The following is a 20669-nucleotide window of genomic DNA, read 5'->3' as shown; positions in this document are numbered from 1 at the left end:
TGACCTGCGGCCCTATATCAGGCCCGGAAGCGGCACAAGGAACAGCCCCGATGTCCGATCAGAAACCCGACATGCCCCCCGCAGATCTTCCCCCCGCCGCCCTGCGCGCGCTGGCCGAGGCGGAGGAGCGCCGCAAGGCCGCCGATGCCGTCGACCGTCCGAAGGAATACGGCGGCCGAGACGGGCTGGAGCCGGTGCGCTATGGCGATTGGGAAAAGAAGGGGCTGGCCGTCGATTTCTGACGGCCAAGCCGTTCAGGGAGAGGAGGTCAGCCCCTGCGGCTGGCCGACCACCACAAAACGCAGCGCATCCGGCAGGAACAGCCGCGCGGCCACCCGCTTCACATCTTCCATCGTCACCGCCTCGATCTTTTCGTTGCGGGTGTTCGGATAGTCGATGGGCAAACCGTCCATCTGCATAGCCACCAGCATCGAGGCGATCGGGCCATTGCCGTCAAACCGCAGCGGATAGGCGCCGGTCAGATAGGTCTTGGTCGCGGCCAGCTCCGCCTCGGTCAGGCCATCTGCGGCAATCCGCGCCCATTCGGCCCGGATGACCTCTACCGCCTGCGCGGCCTTGTCATTCGAGGCAGAGAGCTGCCCCAGCACCATTTCCGCCTGATCCATACCGATCAGATAGCTGCCGATGCCATAGGTCAGCCCGCGCTTTTCCCGCACCTCTGTCATCAGGCGCGAGGTGAAGCGGCCACCACCCATCACCTCGTTCAGGATGAAGGCGGCAAAGAAATCGGGGTCGTCACGCTTGATCCCGCTGTGTCCGAAGGTGATGACGGATTGCGGCGAGGGGAAGTCAATCACCGTCACGCCCGCCGTCAGGTTCCACGGCGCACGGCCGGGCAGGGCGGCGCCGGTCGCGGGCAGGCCGCCCAGCAGACGGTCCACCAGAAGGCCCAGTTCCTCGGGCGTGATGTCGCCTGCCGCGGCGATATAGACCCGGTCGCGGGCCAAGGCGCCCTTGTGCGCCTCCAGCATGTCATCCCGGGTCAGCGCGGTGACGCTGGCTACCGTGCCCTCGCCCGGGGTCGCATAGGGATGGTCGCCAAACGCCATGGCATCCATCTCGCGCGAGGCGATGCTGCCCGGGTCCTTTTCGCCGGACCGGATGTTCGACAGCACCTGTTCGCGCACCCGGTCCACCGCATCCTGATCAAACCGCGGCGCGGTCAGCGCGCCAGCCAGCAGGTCGACCGCCTGATCACGGTTTTCCGTCAGCATCATGGCCGAGACCGAGACGACATCTGCGCCCGTGTCAAAGCTGAAATGCGCGGCCAGCGAATCGCGCGCCTCGGCAAAGCCGCGGCTGTCCAGATCGCCGGTGCCTTCTTCGATAAGCGCGGTCATCAGATAGGTCGCGCCGCGCTTGCCCGGCAGATCCAGCGAGGTGCCGCCGCGGAAGCGGATTTCCAGCGCGGTAAAGGGGATGCCGTGATCCTCGACCAGCCAGGCCGTCAGGCCGCCGGGGGATTTGACCTCCTGGATACGGATTTCGGCCAGCGCAGGCAGGGCAAGGACCGACAGAACCAGCGCGAGGACGGGACGGAACATCTTCATTCTGCGGCCTCCGCGGGCTGGGCGGGTTCGGGCGGGCTCAGCCAGCCGGTCACGGCGGCCTTGCGGTTCAGCACCAGTGCCGCGGCAGCCTTGATATCGTCGATGGTCAGCGCGTCGATCACGGCGGCATAGCCCTGCACATCGGCAAGCGTCAGGCCGATGGTCAGTTCTTCGCCATACATGCGGGCAAGGCCGTGCACGTCGTCCTTGCCATAGATTTCGCTGGCACGGGTCTGGGTCTTGATCCGTTCAAAAGCTGCGGGGTCCGGCCCGTCCTTCAGGAACTGCGCCAGAGTATCGTCCAGCGCGGCCTCGGCCTCGGCCAGCGAGACGCCGGGCGCAGGCACGATGTAAAAGCCGAAGGTGCCGTCGTCGATGCTGGTGCCGTCATAGAAGGCGGCGGTATAGACGGCGACCTGCCGGTCGAATTGCAGCGCGCGCGCCAAGACCGAGGTCTGGCCGTTGCCCCCCAGCAGAGAGGCGAGGACGGCCAGCGCCGCGCCGGTCTTCTGGTCGCCCGGATCGCGTTCCGGGGCCAGATAGCTGCGGTAGACGTAAGGATCGGACACCCGCTCATCCGTCATGGTGATGCGGCGCTCGGCCAGGGGCGGCGGCTCCTGCGGGCGGACACGGGGGACGATGCCTTCGGAGGGTTTGATCGGGCCATAGTATTTTTCGGCCAGTGTCTTCACCTGATCGGGCGTCACATCGCCCGCAATCACCAGAATCGCATTGTTCGGCGCATAGTATTTCTCATACCAGGCCAGCGCATCCTCGCGCGTCAGGGCGGCAATCTCGTGCCGCCAGCCGATGATCGGGATGCCATAGCGGTGGTTCATGAACAGCGCGGCTCGCATCTGTTCCGACAACAGCGAGCCGGGATCGGATTCGGCGGTCTGGGCGCGCTCTTCCAGAACCACGTCCCGCTCGGTCAGCACGTCGTCCTCGGACAGCTCCAGATTGCGCATCCGGTCGGCTTCCATCTCCATCACCAGCTCCAGCCGGTCCACGGCGATGCGCTGGTAATAGGCGGTGTAATCCCACGAGGTGAAGGCGTTGTCGTCGCCGCCATTGTCCTCGACCGTGCGGGTCAGGGCGCCTTCGGGGAATTTGGGCGTGCCCTTGAACATCAGATGTTCCAGGAAATGCGCGATGCCGGATTTGCCCGGCGCCTCATCCGCGGCGCCAGCGCGATACCAGATCATCTGCACGACCACCGGGGCGCGGTGATCCTCGATCACCACCACCTCCAGCCCGTTGGTCAGCGTGAAGGTCGAGACCTGTTCAGCCACGGCCGGGGCCGCGCAAAGCGACAGGGCGGCGATCAGGGTTCGGAACAGGCGCATGTCTGCCTCCCGGGATATGCAGGGGGTCGGAGGACCGCACCGCACAGGGCGGGGCGGCCCGCGATCATTTCAGGGTTTCGGGGTCCGGCGGGGCCGAGGGCGTGGGAATGCCCAGTTTGCGCCAGCGGGCCAGTTCGGCATACTGGTCCAGCGACATGGCCGCATAGGCCTTGTAATAGACGTTGACGTTCAGCATCCGCTCCAGAACGCGACCTCTGTTGTCGCGCCGCCAGTCCAGATCTTCCGAAGCCAGCGTGCTGCGGATGCCTGCCTCGGTGCCGAAGCGGCCAGCATGGGCGTAAAGTGCCGCATCCGCGGACGGAATACCGCCCGCCGCCTGCGGCTTGCCGCCAAGCGCCACGATGGCATCGGCCTCCGGCGTGGGATCGGTGCGGTTGGTGCCGCCGGGCGTGGGTGCGGGCAGTTCCGACAGGCTGGCCGGCATTTCCAGCGGCTTCGGCGGCAGGATGGCGAATTCATCCGGCCCGTCGTCCGAGCGGATGTGCATCAGCTCGGGCGTGCCGTTGCCGCCGCAGGCCGAAAGCGCCAGCCCCGCACACAGTGCGAGTGCGGTCACCCCGGATTTTGCCCGCATTCCTGCCCCCGACATCCTGCTTCCGTCTGTTCCGTTTTTCGTCTTAGCGCATCGCTGCGGCCCCGTCACGGGGTCTTTCGGTCGGGTTTCCCGCGCTTTGCAGGTTTCGGCCCGGACTTCCCCGGCGTACCGGTGAACAGGACCAGCCCCGCCGCCCCGGCGAAGATGGCAATATCGGCCACGTTGAAGGCATAGGGATTCTCGATCCCGCAGCAGGACATGTTCAGAAAATCCGCCACCGCGCCATACCGCAGCCGGTCGATCACATTGCCAAGCGCGCCGCCGACCAGAAGCCCCGCCGACACCTGCGCCAGCCGCCGCGGATGGGCGCGGCGGATCCACAGCCAGACCCAGATCGAAATGGCGATGGAAATGACGATGATCGCCCAGCGGGTCACCTCGTTCGGGCCGGAGAACAGGCCGAAATTGATGCCGTAGTTCCATGCCATGCGGAACGTCAGGAAAGGGGGGAGAATGTCGATCTCGCCCCGTTCGATCAGGTTCAGGCCATGGACGACGCCGATCTTCGTCGCCTGATCCAGCACGAAGGTCAGGGCTGCGGCAAGGGCGGCGCTGCGCATGGATCAGTGCCGGAAATGGCGCTGGCCGGTCAGGACCATGGCAAGGCCCAGACGGTCCGCCGCCTCGATCACGGCCTTGTCGTTCATGCTGCCGCCGGGCTGGATGATGGCGCGGACGCCATTCGCGGCCAGCACCTCGATCCCGTCGGGGAAGGGGAAGAACGCATCCGAGGCCGCGACCGAGCCCACTGCGGGGCTTTCGGACAGGCCTTCGGCGGCGGCGATCTCACCCGCCTTGCGCGCGCCGATCATGGTCGAATCGACCCGGCTCATCTGGCCCGCGCCCACGCCCACGGTCGCGCCGTCCTTCACATAGACGATGGCGTTCGACTTGACGTGCTTGGCCACCTTCCAGGCAAAGAACAGGTCTTCCAGCTCCTGCCCCGAAGGCGCGCGCTGCGTCACCACCTTCAGATCGGCGGGTGTCACGCTGTCCACATCCGAATCCTGCACAAGGAACCCGCCCGAGACCTGACGGACCGACAGGAAGCCGGTCTTCGAATCGGGCAGTGCGCCGGTGGTCAGCAGCCGCAGGTTCTTTTTCGCGGCAAAGACGGCCTTGGCCTCTTCGGTGGCATCGGGGGCGATGACGACTTCGGTGAAGATCTTCACGATCTCTTCGGCGGTGGCCGCGTCCAGCGTCTGGTTCAGCGCCACGATCCCGCCAAAGGCACTGGTCGTGTCGCAGCGATAGGCCCGCTGATAGGCCTCGCTCAGAGTGGCGCCTTTGCCCACGCCGCAGGGGTTGGCGTGTTTGATGATGGCAACCGCCGGGCCCTGGCCCGCGAATTCCGCCACCAGTTCGAAGGCGGCATCGGTGTCGTTGATGTTGTTATAGGACAGTTCCTTGCCCTGCCACTGACGCGCCGTGGCGACGCCGGGCCGGGCAGAGCCGTCAAGATAGAAGGCCGCCTTCTGATGCGGATTCTCGCCATAGCGCAGGGTCTGGGCCAGCTTGCCCGCAAAGCTGCGGTAGCGCGGCGCAGGCTCTTCGATCGCCGCGGCCAGCCAGGTGGAGACGGCGGTGTCATAGGCCGCGGTCCGGGCATAGGCGGTCAGCGCCAGCCGCTGGCGGAACGCATAGGTCGTGCCGCCATTCTCGGCCAGCTGGGCCAGCACAGCCGCGTAATCCTCGACATCGGTGACCACTGCCACGAAAGCATGGTTCTTCGAAGCTGCGCGGATCATCGCCGGGCCGCCGATGTCGATATTCTCGACACAGGTGGCATAATCGGCGCCCTTGGCCACGGTTTCCTCGAACGGGTAAAGGTTCACGACCAGAAGGTCGATGGCGCCGATGCCGTGGGTTTCCATCGCGGCCACATGGTCGGCATTGTCGCGCAGCGCCAGCAGCCCGCCGTGAACCATCGGGTGCAGCGTCTTGACCCGGCCGTCCATCATTTCGGGGAAGCCGGTGATCTCGGCCACGTCCCTCACCGGCAGGCCCGCGTCGCGCAGCGCCTTGGCCGTGCCGCCGGTGGACAGAAGCTCGACCCCGTGGCCGTGCAGCGCGCGGGCAAAGTCCAGCAGGCCGGTTTTGTCGGACACGGACAGCAGGGCGCGGCGCACCGCAACCGGCGCGGTCGGGGCAGAGGAGGTCGGGGCGGTGATGGACATGGGGCCTCTCAGCTCAGAGGAGGACCGGATCGTCCCGGTCCAGATCGCGGATGGCCAGCGGAGTATCCTGTGCCTTGGCCAAGGTCCAGCCGATGCGGGTTTCAAAATCGCGCGCGGCGCAGGAAAGCACGATCTGCCGCGACGGGCGCGGCTTCAGCCGCCCCTTTTCCAGATAGACCGAGGGGTCCAGCGACAGGCGGCCCTTGCCGTCATGGCGGAACACCCAGATCTCGCCCGAGCGGAGTTGCATGGAGACCGCCGTGCCGCCCATGTCCAGCGTGGCATCCACATCGGGGTGCAGGTGGAACCGCAGGGCAAAGCCCACCCCCTCCAGCCGCGACCGGTCGAAAAGTTCCGAGAACCGGGCGCGTTCGGCGGCGCTTTGGGCGGTCAGGATATCCGTCCCGCCCAGACGGCGACCGTCCGAGGACAGGTGCAACTCGCGCGCGGCGCTCAGCCCGTGGGTGGCCGACCAGCCGTCATGCGCCAGCCAGACCAGCGCGCCATCGCCCCCCGCCTGCCGCAGGGCGGTGACGCGGGCGCAATGTTCCAGCATCTCGGACCGGGCGTTCTGGCCGAAGCGCGAGGAGGAGAAGCCGTTGACCGCAAGGGCGGAATGCGATTGCGTCGCCCGGCCCGCCAGCCCCCATTCCGCGCCGAAGGGCAGGCCGGAGCCGCAGTTCACGATCAGCGGGCGGCGGCCCGAGGTCAGTTCGAACGCCCCGGTCGAGGCATGGGCGGTGGCACGGTGCGGCCCGGCGGGCGGGTCCGCGGCATCCAGAATGACGCTGGTGCGCCCGCCCGACAGCCGCAGATAGCCCATGGCCATGGCGGCATGGCCCGGCGGGCGCGGCATGGCCGAAGCCGATAGCGCCTGATCCAGCCGTCCCTCGGCCCCCGTGCCGCCGCCATGGAACCGCGGCAGGCCGCCGTCCGCATGGCGCAGGATGCGCAGGCAGGGCGCGATCCGGTCCACCGCCTGGCTCAGCGCACGGGGAATGGCCCGGTCCGCCTCGGCCAGACCGCGGACGGCCCAGCCCAGAAGGGTGAGGATTTCGGCCAGCTCTTCGGGGTTGCGGCTGGCGATGCCGCCTTCGGCGTCGATCAGATCGGCGCAGTCATGGGCCAGCGATTCGGCGGCAGGCCCGGCGTGGCGGTCCATCCCCTGCAGGGACAGCCCCGCATAGAGCAGACCGATCAGCGCCTCGAACCGGGGCAGGCCGGGTGCGGCCGACCGGGCGCGGCGGGCGAGGAATTCGGTCTGATGGGCAAGGGCTGCGAACCATGCGTCATGCGCGGCCTTGTCCTGCCCGGACATCAGGAAGACGGAATGATGGATCCAGCGGACCATGCGCCGCCCGGTCAGGTCGGGCGTCCAGCCCGGACCCCGGCCGTGGCCATAGCGGTCGATCCAGCGCGCCGTCCAGTCCTGCGCCAGCTTGCGCGCGGCCGGCGTGCCAAGCGCCACCAGATCGTCCAGCCAGATGAAGCCCTGCGCCTCGGCCGCGAAGGCGGGGTCGGGGGCGGTGATGTCCCAGATCGGCACGCCCGGCGCCTCGGCCAGATGGCCCGCCAGCAGGATGTTGCCGGAGAGGATCTGCTTGCCCCGGGCATGCAGCCCGATGGACCGCGGCTCCGGCTGGGCGACAAAGGCCGTGACGACACGCAACCGCCGCGCGGCCCAGGCCGCGTAGCGGTTGGCCAGCCGGTCCCGGCGGCCTGTTCTGCCGTCCTGTCGTGTCACGCGGTGCTGCCCCTTCGGTCCGGGTTGCCCCCCGGATCGCGCGGGCCGACTGTAGCCCGCGCCGCGCCTTCTGTCATCTGACGGTAATGTGTCAGCCGTTTCCGGTCACTGAAGATGGTCCACACGGTCCAGATACTGGGCAAGTGCGCGGGTCTGGTCCAGCCAGCGGGCCACCAGCTTCGGATCATGCGGGGCGGAATGCACGCCCGCGGGGATTTCCCGGTTCAGTACCGATTCCACCGCCAGCGACACGGGGGTGGAGACCAGCCGCCCCATGGCGCTGCCGCGGTCGTCGCCCCAGGCATCCATGGCCCAGGTCTCGTGGAAGACGGGGCGGCCGTCACGTTCGGCCTTCAGGCTGACGAACAGGACCACACGGTCGGGTTCACCCGGCGCATAGGCGTTGGTCTTCAGCAGGTCATTCGCCATCGCGGTCAGCTTCTGGTCCACCTCGGCCGCGGGGGCGCCTTCCAGCCCTTCGACGGTGCGGAAGATCGGCGCCCAGGCTTCGGCCCAGCCTTTCAGCCGGATGGTGCCGCGGACGAAATCGCGTAGCTTCCATGCCGGATCAAAGCGGTAATCCTCTATGAACGGATAGGAATCGCGATTGGGATAGACCTCAAAGCTTTCAGGCTGCGGCAGAGGGGCGACATATTCGCTGATCGCGTCCCACGGCCGGGTGATCCGCAGTTCCGAGAAGTTGCGCAAGCTGCGCGAGGGCGAGCGCAGCGCCTTCAGCACGCCCGCGGGCGCCCAGCTGAATTTATACCGGAACGGGTTCGGGATCTTCGGAATGCCACCGCAGTAGGAGACGAAGGACAGCACGTTTTCCGGGCTGTAGACCCGGCTGGCGCGGTAGCGCGCCACAAGGTCATGCGCCATCAGATGGTCGATGCCGGGATCAAGGCCGATCTCGTTCTGGCTGACCAGCCCCGCCTCGCGGAAAGCGCCGTCCAGCGCCCGCATCTCCGGTGCGATATAGCTGGAGGAGACGAAATGCGCGCCCTTCGACAGGCAAGCCTGTGCGATGGCGACATGCTGGTCGGCGGGCAGCATGGAAATCGCCACATCGCCGGGGGCCAGCGCGGCGGTCAGCGCCTCCAGCGTATAGGGGCGGATGTCCTTTGCGATGTCGCCCACCGCCTCGGCCGCATTGGCGACCGTGCGGTTCCACACTACAACCTGATGCCCCGCCCCGATCAGGCGGCGCAGGCCGGGGCCGGAGGACAGGCCGGTGCCGCACCAATGGATGGTCATATCCGCAATCCTTTCAAAGCGCCGCGCTGTGGCGGTCGAAATCGGCCTTGGCCCGGGCCCAGACCCCGGCGTCGATGTCGGTCAGCTGCAACAGCGTGGGCAAGAGCTGCGCCGCGTAATCCTGCGACGATTCCACCGGCAGAAGCGAGGGCAGGTTGTCGATGGCCGTCACATCCAGCAGCGGAAATTCCGCCACCCGCAGCGCGGGATTTTCCCAGTCGGTCGTGCGGTCATAGATCTTGATCGGCGAGAAGTCCGAGGTCGGGTCGCAGGCGATATCGCCGATGACCGACAGGCGGCGCACCTGCGTCAGCGCCTCCCGCGGGACAAAGACGGGGCAGCCCGGACGGGCAAGGATGCAGTTCAGAAAGATGCCATGGGCCAGCACCTCGGGGAAGGGGCCGCCATGGGCGGTTTCCTCCATGTCCCACAGGGTGGTCTGCACGCCCAGCTCGGCGCAAAGATCGGCGGCGCCGGTGCCGACGCGGCCCTTGGCCCCGATGATCAGCGCGCGCGGACGGCCCAGGCTTTGCAGGTCGTCTTCCAGCTGTTCGATCAGTTCGGTCTTGGAGCTGACAGGGCCGACCGGGCCGCAGATCGCGCCATGCTGCTGTGCGGCCCAGCATTTCAGGCTGACCGCGGCACCGGCAAAGCCTGCCCAGTAACCGAAGGCGGCCACGCGGCGGCCGGTGTCATCCACCAGATACTCCAGATCGTAAAGCGCGCCGCCCCCGGCCTTGAACCGCTTCAGCAGCACCTGTCCGGCGGGCTGGCCCTTGAAGGCATGGCCGAACATGATGTGGCGGTGCGGCAGGGGCGTGCCGTCTTCGGGCAGTTCCTTCAGTCCGAAGATGATCGCATCCGCGGGCGCCTGCGGCCATGAATTTTCGGCCACGATCTCGGCCCCGGCGGCGCGGTAGCCGTCGATCGGCAGGGCGCGGACGCTGGATTCCTCGACCGAGACGCGGATACCCGCGGCTTTCAGCGCCGCCACCCCTTCGGGCATCAGGCCCACGCGTTCCTCATTCGGGCGCTGTTCGGCGCGGACCCACAGGTGCACGGTCATGGTTTTCGGCCCCTTCCTGTCCGGAAACGGTCTGCTTCCGGTCTGACATCTGGTAAAGCGGCGTTACAGATAGCAGATGGGGCAGGAAGGTGAAGAGCTGCGGGGTGCAAGGGTGAAGCTTCTGGCCGGATTGGGTGTGCTTCTTCTGCTTGCGGCGGCGCTGTGGCGGGTCTGGCCCACCCTGTGGCCCGCGCGCGTCCTGCCGTCCGAGGCATTCCGCGCCGCCTATACAGCGCCCCTGCCGCCGCCCGACGGGCCGGTCAAGGTCTATCATCTGGGCCATTCGCTGGTGGGGCGCGACATGCCTGCCATGCTAGCCGCCGCCGCGGGGCATGACTGGCGCGCGCAACTGGGCTGGGGCGCCTCGCTGAAGAACCATCTGGACGGGCAGGTGCCGGGATTTGCCGAGGAGAACGCCCATCCGGCCTTTGTGCCGGTGGCAGAGGCGGTGGAGAGCGGCGACTGGCCGGTCTTCGTCCTGACCGAGATGGTCGAGCTGAAGGACGCGATCCGCTATCACGACAGCGCCCGGTCGCTGGCCGAATGGACCCGTCGCATCCGCACCGCCAACCCGCAGGCGCGGGTCTATCTGTATGAGACATGGCACCGCACCGGCGATCCGGCGGGCTGGCTGGAGCGGATCGACGGCGATCTGCCCGCCCTGTGGGAGGGGCAGCTTCTGCGCGTTGCCATGGCGGAGCCCGGGGTCGGCACGATCCACGTGATTCCCGGCGGGCAGGCGCTGGCCGCGCTGGTCCGCGCGGCGGAGGCGGGGGAAATCCCCGGCGTCACCGCGCGCGCGGCGTTTCTGTCCGATGACATCCATTTCTCCGATCTGGGCGCATGGGCCATGGCCATGGTGCATTATGCGGTGATCTATGGCCGGTCCCCCGTGGGTCTGCCCGCGCAACTGCCGAAGGCCGACGGGACATTGGCGGGGGCACCTTCGGAGGATGCGGCGCGGGCGATGCAGGCAGTGGTCTGGCGCGTCGTCACATCCTATCCTGCAACCGGCGTTCCCAAAGGATAGACCATGGGCATTTTCGCGGCTTTGGCCGAAATCCTGTTCGTCGGCCATTCGCTGGTGGGGCCGAACCTGCCCGGTCTGGTCGAGGCGGCCCTGGCCACAGGCGGCACGCCGTCTCGGGTCGAGGCGCAGGTGATCAACGGTGCGCCGCTGGTCTGGTCCTGGGATCATTCGGCCGAGGGGGAAGGCGTGGATGCCCGCGCCCGGCTGGCCGAAGGCACCGTCACCGATCTGATCCTGACCGAGGCGCAGCCGGTGGCCGACCATGTGCAATGGAATGACACCGCCGGGCAAGTGGCCCGCTGGGCCGGTGCCGCACGCGAGGCGAACCCGGACACCCGGGTCTGGCTTTATGAGACATGGCCCGCCTTCGGCGCCGGGGGCGCTGCGGAATGGCGGGCAAAGATCGCCGCCGACCTGCCGCTGTGGGAGGGCGCCGCGGGCGATCAGGCGCGGATCATTCCCGCCGGGCAGGCGATGGCGGCGCTGTCCCTTGCGCTGGAGGCGGGGGAGGTGCCGGGCCTGACCTCCATCGCCGAGTTTTTCGATGATGAGATCCACCCTTCGGACAAGGGGTTGTATTTCGTGGCCATGGTGCAGGTGGCCGCCCTGACCGGCACCTCGCCCGAGGCCTTGCCCGCCAAGATCACAAGGCTCTGGCCTTCCCGCGCGGCGGTGATGACCGAGGATCAGGCGGATGCCTTGCAGCACATCGCATGGGTGGCGGTCAGCGGCTATGCGCAGCCCGCCCCGCCGCAGACCTCGCCCGGGGCCGCGACGCCGGTGGCAGCGGATGGCGATACAGCCATGCCCGACCCTGCAACGGCCGCGCCCGCCGATCCTGCCCCCCCTGCGGGCGGTGAGGCGGACGCGGCCGGCGGGGTTGCGACGGAACCCGCCGCCGTTACGGAGGCGCCGCAGACCTCGCCCGGGGCAGAGGGCGCCGTGGCGCTGACCGCGATCACCAACCCCAATCTCGCGCTCGGGCTGGCGGGGGTGAACGACTGGTCGGTGCAGCAGCCGTTTCTGGACGTGATGAAGACCGCGCGGCCTTGGGTCGCGCATCTGCCGGGCCAATGGGGCGGCTGGGAGGAGGCGGACCTGCGCGCGGCGGGCGCGTTGGATGCCGCGGGCTGGCCCACCCGCATCCCGGAGGAGGTGACGGGGATTGCGACGCTGATCCTGACCGACCTGCCGCCGGAAGCGGGCGGTGTCGCGGGACGCTATGTGCTGACCCATCAGGGCAACGGTGAACTGACAGTCTCGGGCCGCGGCATCGTGGTGGAACAGGCGCCGGGCCGCATCGTCTTTGACTATTCGCCGGGCGAAGGCGGCGTGATCCTGACCCTGACCGAAACCGACCCCGCCGATCCCCTGCGCGCCATCACCGTGGTGCGGGAGGACCGCGCGGCGGCGCTGGCCGCGGGAGAGGTGTTCAACCCCGACTGGCTGGTCCGCATCCGGGGCGCCAAGATGCTGCGGTTCATGGACTGGCTGGCCACCAATGATTCCACGCTGGTCCTTGCCGCGGACCGCCCCAAGCCCGCCGATTATTCATGGGCGCGGGCGGGGGTGCCGGTGGAAATCATCGCCCGGCTGGCGAATGAGCTGGACGCCGATCCTTGGGTCAACATTCCCCATCTGGCCGAGGACGCGCTGGTGCGCGAGATGGCCACCGTCCTGCTGCGCGATCTGGAACCGGGGCGGCAGGTCTGGGTGGAATATTCGAACGAGGTCTGGAACTGGCAGTTCACCCAGGCCGCCTGGGCCGAGGAGCAGGCCAAGGCCCGCTGGGGGCGAGAGCATGCCTGGGTGCAGTTCTATGCCCTGCGCGCGGTTGAGGTCATGGCGATCTGGTCCGATGTGGCGCAGGACCCGGCCCGGCTGGTGCGGGTCATCGCCACCCAGACCGGATGGACCGGGCTGGAGGCCGATATCCTCGCCTCGCCACTGGTGACGGGTGAGGGGAAGCCCGCGCCGGAAGAAAGCTTCGATGCCTATGCGATCACCGGTTATGTCTCGGGCCAGCTGGGCACGGCGGAGAAAGAGGCCGCCGTGCGCGGCTGGCTGGCGGACAGCCGGGCGGCGGCGGAGTCCGTGGCCGCCGAACTGGCCGAGGAAGACCGCGCCGCCCATATCGAGGCGCATCGCTTCGACCTTGCCATCGACCGCGCCGCGCAGGAGCTGCGCGACGGGCGGCTGACCGGCGCGCGGGTCGATTCTCTGGTGCAGGTGACGGGAGAGGTCTTTCCCTATCACGCGGGCGTGGCGCAGCGGTATGGCCTGCGGCTGGTGATGTATGAAGGCGGCACCCATGTCGTGGGGCAGGGCGCGCTGGTGGACGATCCCGAACTGACCGCCTTTTTCACCCTGCTGAACTATTCCCCGCAGATGGGGCAGGTCTATGCCGACCTGCTGAAAGGCTGGGCCGCGGTCAGCGATGCGCCGTTCAATGCCTTTGTCGATGTCTATGCCCCCGGAAAATGGGGCAGCTGGGGCGCCTTGCGGCATCTGACCGACGACAACCCGCGCTGGCAGGCCTTGGCCACGGGTTGCGGCGCATGCTGAGCGTCATCATCCCCGCCTCGAACGAAGAGGGCTGGATCGCCCGTTGTCTGTCCGCGGTGCTGGCCAGTGATCCGGTGCCCGGTGGGGCTGAGGTCATCGTGGTGGCCAATGGTTGCCGCGACGGCACGGTGGCCGCCGCCCGCGCGGTGCCGGTGCCCGCGGGCTGGACGGTCACGGTCCTCGATCTGACCGAGGGGTCGAAGCCCGGCGCGCTGAATGCCGGAGATGGAGTGGCCAAAGGTGTGCTGCGGGCCTATCTGGACGCCGATTGCGTGCTGACCCCGGCGGTTCTGGCGCAGCTGGTGCAGGCGCTGGATCGTGACGGGCCGGTCTATGCGGGCGCCACGCCGGTGATCCCCCGCGCGCATTCGGCCCTGACCCGGGCCTATGCGCGGTTCTGGCAGCGCCTGCCGTTCAACAGGACGGTGGCGCCGGGTTACGGGCTATATGCGGTGAATGCGGCGGGCCGGGCGAGGTGGGGCGCCTTTCCGCGGCTGATCTCGGACGACACGTTCGTGCGGCTGCAATTCACCCCGGCGGAGCGGGTGCAGGTCCCCGCCCGCTATGACTGGCCCATGGTCGAAGGCTGGGCCGCGCTGACCCGCACCCGCCGCCGGCAGGATGCGGGCGTGCGGGAACTGGAGGCGCTTTATCCCGGCATCCTGTCGCGCGAAGGCAAGGCCCGACTGGGCTTGCGCGGGCTTCTGGCGCTGGCGCTGCGCGATCCGGCGGGCTTTGCCGTCTATGCCGCGGTGTCGCTGGCGGTCCGGGCGAAACGGGGGGGCAGCGGTTTCACCCGCGGGCGCTGATCTGTGCGAATGTGCAGGTTCATATGGTCTTGATCAGGTATTTCATCTGAAATCGCGCATACTATCTTTCATCCCAGACGGGCACCCCGCCCGGGATGGAGGATGACATGACGCATATCCCCGGACTTCACCATGTGACGGCGATCACCGGATCGGCACAATCCAACGCGGATTTCTACACCGGCGCGCTGAAGCAGCGGCTGGTCAAGAAGACTGTGAATTTTGACGACCCCGGCACCTGGCATCTGTATTACGGCGACCGGACCGGCAGCCCTGGCACGATCCTGACCTATTTCCCCTTTGCCGGTGTCGGTCCCGGCAAGCCCGGCCCCGGCATGGCCAGCGCCTTTGCCTATGCGGTGCCCGATCTGGCCGCTGCTGTCGAAAACCTGCGCGCGACAGGCCACAACGTCACCCCGACCGAGGACCGCTTCGGCGAAAAACTGGCGACCCTGCGCGATTCCGATGGCGCGGTGGTGGAGCTGGTGGAGCAGGCGGGCACCGATGGCCACGGGTTCCATTCGGTGACCCTGTGGCTGAACGATCCGGATCGCACGGCGCGGCTTTTGACCGATGTCTTCGGCTGGCAGCCGGCGGGTCATGATGTGAGGCAGGGCCGCGAACGGCTGCGTTTCCGGGCGCCGGGAAATGAGCGGGGCAATGTTGTGGACCTGATCCGTGTCGATGGCGCGGCGCGGGGCTGGCAGGGGGCAGGGTCGATCCACCATGTCGCCTTCCGCGCCCGATCGCCCGAGGAGCAACTCGATTGGCAGGCCCGGCTGGGTGCTGCGGGGCATCGGACGACGCCGGTGATCGACCGGCAGTATTTCGATGCGATCTACTTCCGCGAACCCGGCGGCGTGCTGTTCGAAATCGCCACGGACCCGCCCGGATTCGCGGTGGATGAGCCGGTGGAGACCCTTGGCACCACGCTGAAACTGCCGCCGCAGTATGAGGGGATGCGCGACCGGATCGAACGCACGCTGCCGCCTTTGCGGGTGGCATCATGAAGCGCGCGGGACCGGAGAAGGCCCGGGCCGGCCTTGTGCTGGCCCATGGCCGCGGGGCGGATGCCGCCGATATCCTTGGCCTCTGGCAGGCGGCCCGCCTGCCGGATGTCGCCGCCCTTGCGCCCGAGGCGCCGGGGCATTCGTGGTGGCCCACGTCGTTCCTCGCGCCCGCTGCGCAGATGGAGCCGTTCGTGGCGCGCGGGGTGGCGGCGATGGACACCGCCGTCCGCCAGTTCGAGGCCGAGGGGATTCCCCGCAGCCGGATCTGGCTTGCCGGGTTCAGTCAGGGCGCTGGCCTTGCGCTGGAAACCTTCGCCCGGCAGGGCGAGGGGCTGGCGGGCGTGCTGGCGTTTTCCGGCGGGCTGATCGGTACGGGCGATGCCGGGGGCACGGCTGACCCGGCGCTTTATGGCTTTGCCGACAAGCGGTTCGATTATCCGGGCCGCCGCGATGGCGCAAAGGTCTGGATCAGCGTGCACGAACGCGACCCGCATATCCCGCTGGCCCGCGCGCAAAGGTCGGCCGAGGTGCTGGCCGGGATGGGGGCCACGGTGGAAACCGCGGTCTGGCCGGGGGCGGGGCATGGAATGTTGCCGCGCGATCTGGACATGCTTCGGACCTGGCTGTCCGCCTGACCTGCGACCCCGCCGCCTCTGGCGTGGCGGGGCGTGACACCCCATATTCCCAGTCAGGAAAGCGAGGGGCAGATGGGGTTCTTCTGGCTGTTGATCGTGGGCGCCGCGGCCGGTTTTCTGGCAACGCGGGTAATGAAGGTGCAGACCGATGTGCCGACGACCGTCGCCATTGGCGTTCTTGGCGCGCTGATCGGCGGCGGTCTGGTGCGCGTGCTGATCTGGTCTCTGGGAACGGTGGCCGGATTTCTGGGCGCCTTTCTGGGGGCGCTGGCGCTGATCTGGCTGTGGAAGACCTATATGCGCTGACGGGTCCGGTGCGGCCCCGGGCCGTGCAGCCCAAGCCGGGGGCGGATCAGGTCAGGCGGCGGGCCAGATCCTTGATGCGGAATTCGGCGCCGCCCCACAGCACCTGCCCCTGCCAGGCCGCGAACAGGGCCTGTGCCGCGGTTCGGGCTTTCTCGCCCTGTCCCAACCGCACCACAAGTGCGGTTTCCACCCGGTTGCGCCAGTCCGCCGCCAGCAGCCGCGCGCCTTCGTCGCTGCGCCCCAGCTCCAGCAGGGCGGGCACCGAAGCGGCCCCGGCGTCCAGAGCCTTGAGATAGGCGCCCGGCCCCTTGTCCGACGTGGCGGCTTCGGCCACGGCGGCGGCGGCGACCAGACCTTCCCAGCCGTCGCGGGCGGCGGCGGCGGCCAGCCCCTCGACCGTGGTGAATCTTTGCGCAAGGGTGGAGGCGGCAAGGCCGGTCGCCCGGGCCAGATTGCCGAAGGTCAGCGCCTTCATCCCGCCTGCCGCATGCAGGAGACGGGCTTCGCGCAGAACATCGGCATCGGGCAGGGACTTCGGGCGGGCCATGGCGGCAGGATGGGCGAAGGGCGCGCGCCGCTCAACCCCCAATCGGCTGATAATGCCAAAGAAACGGGGGGCGGAAGGGCCGGCTTCACCTGTGGTGCGGCACGTCTTTGGCCGATGCGCGGGCCACGGGGATGTGGAGGCTTCCGGATCAGCCGGGCTGGCGGGCGGCCTTGAACGGGGCCATGCCCCGGCGGGCCAGTTCGTCCGCGCGCTCATTCTCTGCGTGGCCGGCATGGCCCTTGATCCAGCGCCATTCCACCCGGTGGCGGGCCTGCGCCGCATCCAGCCGCTGCCACAGCTCGGCATTCTTCACCGGCTTCTTGTCCGCGGTCTTCCAGCCGTTCCGCTTCCAGCCGTGAATCCAGCCGGTCACGCCGTTCTTCACATAGGCGCTGTCGGTGACCACCACGATCTCGGACGCGCGGCTGAGGCTTTCCAGCGCATGGATCGCGGCCAGCAATTCCATCCGGTTGTTGGTGGTGTCGGGTTCCCCGCCGCAGAGTTCCCGCTCTTTCAGTACGGTGTCACCATCGCGCGCGATCAGCAGCGCGCCCCAGCCGCCCGGGCCCGGGTTGCCCGAGCAGGCCCCGTCGGTATAGGCGAAAAGCTGGGGCATCAGGGCGCCTTGGACTGTTTTTCCGCCGCGGCAACCTGGCCTGCGGGGGTGTAGTCCTGCAACACCTGCAAGATCGCATCGACCTGCGGCTTGTCTTCGTCCACGGGGAAGGCGGGCAGGGCCACGTCCTCTCCATCCACGTTCAGCTTGCCGAAAAAGGCGCCGCCGCCGATGGGCGGGTCCGGGTCGGTCCGGGCGGGGTCTTCCAGCAGGCCAAGGGCCAGCGGGGCCAGTTCCGCCTGAAACGCCGCGAAAGAAGCCTTGGTCAGCCGCTTTTTCACCGTGGCACAGCCCGGAGCCGTATCGGCATAGCCCTTGCAATATTCCACCGTCACCCGGCGGTCGGTGGTGAAGGTGACCGTGTAGCTCCACGCATATTCCGGGGGGAGAGTGCCGGAATCCTCGCCCCAGACGGCAATGGGCGAGGCGTCTTCGGCAAGGGCCGGGGCCGCAACAAGCGCAAGGAACAGGGCAGCGGCAAGGCGGATCATGGCCGGGTCTCCATAGGGTCGCGCAGAATGCGGGGCACCTTGAATTCAATGTCCTCGACCGCGGTTTCCACCTGATCCACCGTGACGTCGAACCGGGCACGGAAGGCGTCGATCACCTCGTTGATCAGCACTTCGGGCGCACTGGCGCCTGCGGTCACGCCCAGACTGGAGATCCCCTCCAGCGCGCGCCAGTCGATATCTGCGGCGCGCTGCACCAATTGCGCATAGCCGCAGCCCGCGGCACGGCCCACCTCGACCAGACGGCGGGAATTCGACGAATTCGGCGCGCCCACGACCAGAAGCGCGTCGATCTTCGGCGCGATGGCCTTGACGGCGGCCTGACGGTTGGTGGTGGCGTAGCAGATGTCCTTGTGCCCCGGCCCGGTGATCAGCGGAAAGCGTGCGGTCAGCGCCTCGACGATGGCGGCAGTGTCATCGACCGAAAGCGTGGTCTGGGTGGCGAAGGCCAGTTTCGCCTCATCCCGCACCACCAGCCCGGCCACATCGGCGGGGGTTTCGACCAGCAGCACTTCTCCCGCGGGCAGCTGGCCCATGGTTCCCACGGTTTCGGGGTGGCCCTCATGTCCGATGAAGATCAGCTGCAATCCGTTCTCATGATGGCGGGCGGCTTCGTTGTGAACCTTGGTCACCAGCGGGCAGGTGGCATCCACCGCGATCATCTCACGCCGGGCGGCCTCGGCCGGGACGGCCTTGGGCACGCCATGGGCCGAGAACACGACAGGACGGTCGTCCGGGCATTCCTCCAGGTCTTCGACGAAAACGGCGCCCTTGGCGCGCAGCCCGTCCACCACATAGCGGTTGTGCACGATTTCGTGCCGGACATAGACCGGGGCGCCCCATTTCTCCAGCGCCAGTTCCACGATGCGGATGGCACGGTCCACCCCCGCACAGAACCCGCGCGGCGCGGCAAGATAAAGGTGAAGGGGCGGTTTGGCGGTCATGGGTCCAGTGCGGCATGCGTCAACGGGCAGGGGCAGAGGTAAGGCCAAAGCGGCCCGGGGTCCAGTGCCGGGACCGTGACCCTAGCCGAAAAGCCCCGCACCCGCCCAGGCGACGACCGCGTAGCGGCCGGTCTTTGCCACGGCCACCAGCAGGAGGAACACCGGCAGCGGCACCCGCATCAGCCCGGCCAGCGCGACCACCAGGTCGCCCCCCGGTGCCCAGGACAAAAGCAGCGACCAGAGGCCCCAGCGTTGCCACCAGTGCCGCGCCCGGTCCAGCGTTTCGGGGCGGAAGGGAAACCAGCGGCTGCCGTGCAGCGACCCGGCCCAGCGGCCGATGGCATAGGTGACGCAGGACCCGAGGATATTGCCCGCCGAGGCCCAGATCACCAGCGGCAGGGCGGCGAAACCGGCGGCCTGCAAGGCCAGAAACACCACCTCCGATTGCATGGGAAGTGGTGACGCGGCAATGAAGCCGGCAAGAAACAGGCCGGGCAGGCCAAAGGCGGCAATATCCATGCGGCAAAGGCGGGGCGGGCAGCGGCTGTCCGCCCCGCGGCTGTCTTACTTGGCGCCGATCGAGGCCGGTTCGTCCGCACTTGCGGGCCGCGGTTCGCGCGGCGGGCGGCCGATGACTTCGCGCAATTCATCCAGTTCGATGAAATTGTCGGCCTGGCGGCGCAGTTCGTCGGCGATCATCGGCGGCTGCGACCGGATGGTCGAGACGACCGAGACGCGGACACCCTGCCGTTGCAGGCTTTCGACCAGCGGCCGGAAGTCCCCGTCGCCCGAGAACAGCACGACATGATCCAGCCGCGGCGCCAGTTCCATGGCATCGACGGTCAGTTCGATGTCCATGTTGCCCTTCACCTTCCGCCGTCCCTGGCTGTCGGTGTATTCCTTTGCCGGTTTCGTCCGCATGGTGAAACCGTTGTAGTGCAACCAATCCACCAAGGGGCGGATCGGCGAATATTCTTCGCTTTCAAGAAGCGCCGTGTAGTAAAAGGCTCGCAGCAATTTGCCCCGGCGCATGAATTCCATGCGCAGAAGCTTGTAGTCGATGTCAAACCCAAGCGCCTTTGCGGCCGCATAAAGGTTTGATCCATCGATGAACAGCGCGAGCCGTTCGTCTTTGTAAAACATCCAAGGTCCCCTCGAAAATGCCGTTCCGCCAATCGAACTTCCGTGAGTGGTCTACGTAATGTAGTGAAATCCGCAGAGGAACCAAACGCAGATAGCGCCGGGGGTCGGGTCCGACAAGTATGTGTAGACCATGAATCGTACATGTCACAACGCTTTGACTCCCGCCCTGCTTGCACTTGGCGCAAATCTGCCATGCGGAAATATCAGGCCTGAAGAGACTTTGCGGGCCGCTCTGGCGGCGCTGGCGCGGGAAGGGATGACTTTGCGGCAGGTTAGCCGTTTCTGGCAAACGCCCTGTTTTCCGGCCGGGGCGGGGCCGGATTATGTGAATGCCGCGGCTGCGGTCGATCTGCCGCCCGGACATGACGCGACGTCATTCCTTGGGCTTCTGCACCGGATCGAGGCAGAGTTCGGACGGGAGCGGCAAAGCCGGTGGGCGGGGCGCACGCTGGATCTGGATCTGCTGGCTCTGGGCGATTCGGTGTTGCCCGATGCCGCGACCCAGACAGGGTGGCGCAACCTGCCGCCCGAGGATCAGGCGCGGCTGGCGCCTGACCGGCTGATCCTGCCGCATCCGCGGCTGCAGGACCGCGCCTTCGTGCTGGTCCCCCTGGCCGAGGTGGCCCCCGACTGGTGCCATCCGGTGCTCGGGCTGACGGTGGCGCAGATGCTGGCTGCGCTGCCCGCCGCAGAACGCGATGCGGTGAAGTTGCTGTGATTTTGTGCCGCATCGCGCCGGGGCGCCTTGTCAAGCGGCTTTTCAGGCCGTAGAAGAGCC

Annotated in this window: 22 protein-coding genes; 8 read left to right on the top strand and 14 right to left on the bottom strand. The window is 67.9% G+C overall.

Translation table 11 applies throughout. The annotated features are described in order from the left end of the window. Nucleotides 1–50: 50 nt before the first annotated feature. Entirely contained in the window at nt 51–242 is a 192-nt protein-coding gene (locus ACO2Q5_RS07150; protein WP_423289376.1) for a DUF1674 domain-containing protein, read from the top strand. 12 nt (nt 243–254) lie between these two features. Here ACO2Q5_RS07150 and ACO2Q5_RS07145 read toward each other — a convergent pair whose 3' ends face one another. The 8 genes from ACO2Q5_RS07145 to ACO2Q5_RS07110 all read right to left on the bottom strand — a co-directional run bounded on the left by ACO2Q5_RS07145 (nt 255) and on the right by ACO2Q5_RS07110 (nt 9777). After that, complete coding sequence (locus tag ACO2Q5_RS07145; RefSeq protein ID WP_423289374.1) at nt 255–1571, bottom strand: M16 family metallopeptidase; 1317 nt, start codon at nt 1569–1571, stop codon at nt 255–257. Next, nucleotides 1568–2917, bottom strand: a complete 1350-nt coding sequence (locus ACO2Q5_RS07140) for a M16 family metallopeptidase (protein ID WP_423289372.1) — start codon at nt 2915–2917, stop codon at nt 1568–1570. Before ACO2Q5_RS07140 ends, ACO2Q5_RS07145 begins: the two co-directional genes overlap by 4 nt. Before the next feature lie 64 nt (nt 2918–2981). After that, nucleotides 2982–3512 (bottom strand): DUF3035 domain-containing protein, encoded by a 531-nt coding sequence (locus ACO2Q5_RS07135; protein ID WP_423289370.1) that lies wholly within the window; start codon nt 3510–3512, stop codon nt 2982–2984. A 65-nt stretch (nt 3513–3577) separates the two neighbouring features. Then, nucleotides 3578–4093 carry a signal peptidase II gene (lspA, locus tag ACO2Q5_RS07130; RefSeq protein WP_423289368.1) on the bottom strand — a complete coding sequence of 172 codons (516 nt, stop codon included), beginning with the start codon at nt 4091–4093 and terminating at the stop codon, nt 3578–3580. Nucleotides 4094–4096: 3 nt separating this feature from the next. Continuing rightward, nucleotides 4097–5710 (bottom strand): bifunctional phosphoribosylaminoimidazolecarboxamide formyltransferase/IMP cyclohydrolase, encoded by a 1614-nt coding sequence (gene purH, locus ACO2Q5_RS07125; protein WP_423289366.1) that lies wholly within the window; start codon nt 5708–5710, stop codon nt 4097–4099. A 13-nt stretch (nt 5711–5723) separates the two neighbouring features. Continuing rightward, on the bottom strand, nt 5724–7454 hold the full coding sequence (locus tag ACO2Q5_RS07120) for a heparinase II/III family protein (protein ID WP_423289364.1): 1731 nt from the start codon (nt 7452–7454) through the stop codon (nt 5724–5726). Between the two features lie 105 nt (nt 7455–7559). After that, nucleotides 7560–8711 carry a saccharopine dehydrogenase family protein gene (locus ACO2Q5_RS07115; RefSeq protein WP_423289362.1) on the bottom strand — a complete coding sequence of 384 codons (1152 nt, stop codon included), beginning with the start codon at nt 8709–8711 and terminating at the stop codon, nt 7560–7562. A gap of 13 nt (nt 8712–8724) precedes the next feature. Beyond that, nucleotides 8725–9777: a saccharopine dehydrogenase gene (locus ACO2Q5_RS07110; RefSeq protein WP_423289360.1), complete on the bottom strand. Its 1053-nt coding sequence runs from the start codon at nt 9775–9777 to the stop codon at nt 8725–8727. A 76-nt stretch (nt 9778–9853) separates the two neighbouring features. On the opposite strand from ACO2Q5_RS07110, the gene ACO2Q5_RS07105 reads away from it, so the two are divergent. From ACO2Q5_RS07105 to ACO2Q5_RS07080, 6 genes are all read left to right on the top strand, one after another. Then, a complete protein-coding gene (locus ACO2Q5_RS07105) occupies nt 9854–10807 on the top strand; it encodes a hypothetical protein (RefSeq protein ID WP_423289358.1) in 954 nt (317 codons plus the stop codon). A 3-nt stretch (nt 10808–10810) separates the two neighbouring features. Beyond that, the gene (locus ACO2Q5_RS07100; protein ID WP_423289356.1) at nt 10811–13372 is read left to right on the top strand and encodes a hypothetical protein; all 2562 of its coding nucleotides are present in this window, start codon (nt 10811–10813) and stop codon (nt 13370–13372) included. After that, on the top strand, nt 13366–14181 hold the full coding sequence (locus ACO2Q5_RS07095; RefSeq protein ID WP_423289354.1) for a glycosyltransferase family 2 protein: 816 nt from the start codon (nt 13366–13368) through the stop codon (nt 14179–14181). Before ACO2Q5_RS07100 ends, ACO2Q5_RS07095 begins: the two co-directional genes overlap by 7 nt. Nucleotides 14182–14288: 107 nt before the next feature. Then, nucleotides 14289–15191: a ring-cleaving dioxygenase gene (locus ACO2Q5_RS07090; RefSeq protein ID WP_423289352.1), complete on the top strand. Its 903-nt coding sequence runs from the start codon at nt 14289–14291 to the stop codon at nt 15189–15191. Beyond that, entirely contained in the window at nt 15188–15826 is a 639-nt protein-coding gene (locus tag ACO2Q5_RS07085) for an alpha/beta hydrolase (protein WP_423289350.1), read from the top strand. Before ACO2Q5_RS07090 ends, ACO2Q5_RS07085 begins: the two co-directional genes overlap by 4 nt. Before the next feature lie 33 nt (nt 15827–15859). Then, nucleotides 15860–16132: a GlsB/YeaQ/YmgE family stress response membrane protein gene (locus tag ACO2Q5_RS07080; RefSeq protein ID WP_423289348.1), complete on the top strand. Its 273-nt coding sequence runs from the start codon at nt 15860–15862 to the stop codon at nt 16130–16132. Nucleotides 16133–16178: 46 nt separating this feature from the next. Here the strand turns inward: ACO2Q5_RS07080 and ACO2Q5_RS07075 are convergent, their stop codons facing one another. The 6 genes from ACO2Q5_RS07075 to ACO2Q5_RS07050 form a co-directional block, all read right to left on the bottom strand. Further along, nucleotides 16179–16679, bottom strand: a complete 501-nt coding sequence (locus tag ACO2Q5_RS07075; RefSeq protein ID WP_423289346.1) for a transcriptional regulator — start codon at nt 16677–16679, stop codon at nt 16179–16181. A gap of 148 nt (nt 16680–16827) precedes the next feature. Beyond that, nucleotides 16828–17295, bottom strand: coding sequence for a ribonuclease HI (rnhA, locus tag ACO2Q5_RS07070; protein WP_423289344.1), 468 nt, complete (start codon nt 17293–17295; stop codon nt 16828–16830). Further along, complete coding sequence (locus tag ACO2Q5_RS07065; protein ID WP_423289342.1) at nt 17295–17786, bottom strand: hypothetical protein; 492 nt, start codon at nt 17784–17786, stop codon at nt 17295–17297. Before ACO2Q5_RS07065 ends, rnhA begins: the two co-directional genes overlap by 1 nt. Further along, nucleotides 17783–18748 (bottom strand): 4-hydroxy-3-methylbut-2-enyl diphosphate reductase, encoded by a 966-nt coding sequence (ispH, locus tag ACO2Q5_RS07060; protein ID WP_423289340.1) that lies wholly within the window; start codon nt 18746–18748, stop codon nt 17783–17785. The genes ACO2Q5_RS07065 and ispH overlap by 4 nt, the downstream gene beginning before the upstream one ends. Nucleotides 18749–18829: 81 nt before the next feature. After that, complete coding sequence (locus ACO2Q5_RS07055) at nt 18830–19267, bottom strand: YqaA family protein (protein ID WP_423289338.1); 438 nt, start codon at nt 19265–19267, stop codon at nt 18830–18832. Between the two features lie 45 nt (nt 19268–19312). Next, nucleotides 19313–19891, bottom strand: a complete 579-nt coding sequence (locus tag ACO2Q5_RS07050; RefSeq protein WP_423289336.1) for an NYN domain-containing protein — start codon at nt 19889–19891, stop codon at nt 19313–19315. 130 nt (nt 19892–20021) lie between these two features. Between ACO2Q5_RS07050 and folK the strand changes: the two genes are divergently transcribed. Then, nucleotides 20022–20609 carry a 2-amino-4-hydroxy-6-hydroxymethyldihydropteridine diphosphokinase gene (folK, locus tag ACO2Q5_RS07045; protein WP_423289334.1) on the top strand — a complete coding sequence of 196 codons (588 nt, stop codon included), beginning with the start codon at nt 20022–20024 and terminating at the stop codon, nt 20607–20609. The last annotated feature ends 60 nt before the right edge of the window (nt 20610–20669 follow it).

Origin of the sequence: Neotabrizicola sp. VNH66 (assembly GCF_049445895.1) — a bacterium.
Taxonomy (GTDB): domain Bacteria; phylum Pseudomonadota; class Alphaproteobacteria; order Rhodobacterales; family Rhodobacteraceae; genus Pseudogemmobacter.
This window is presented reverse-complemented; position numbering and strand designations above follow the sequence as displayed.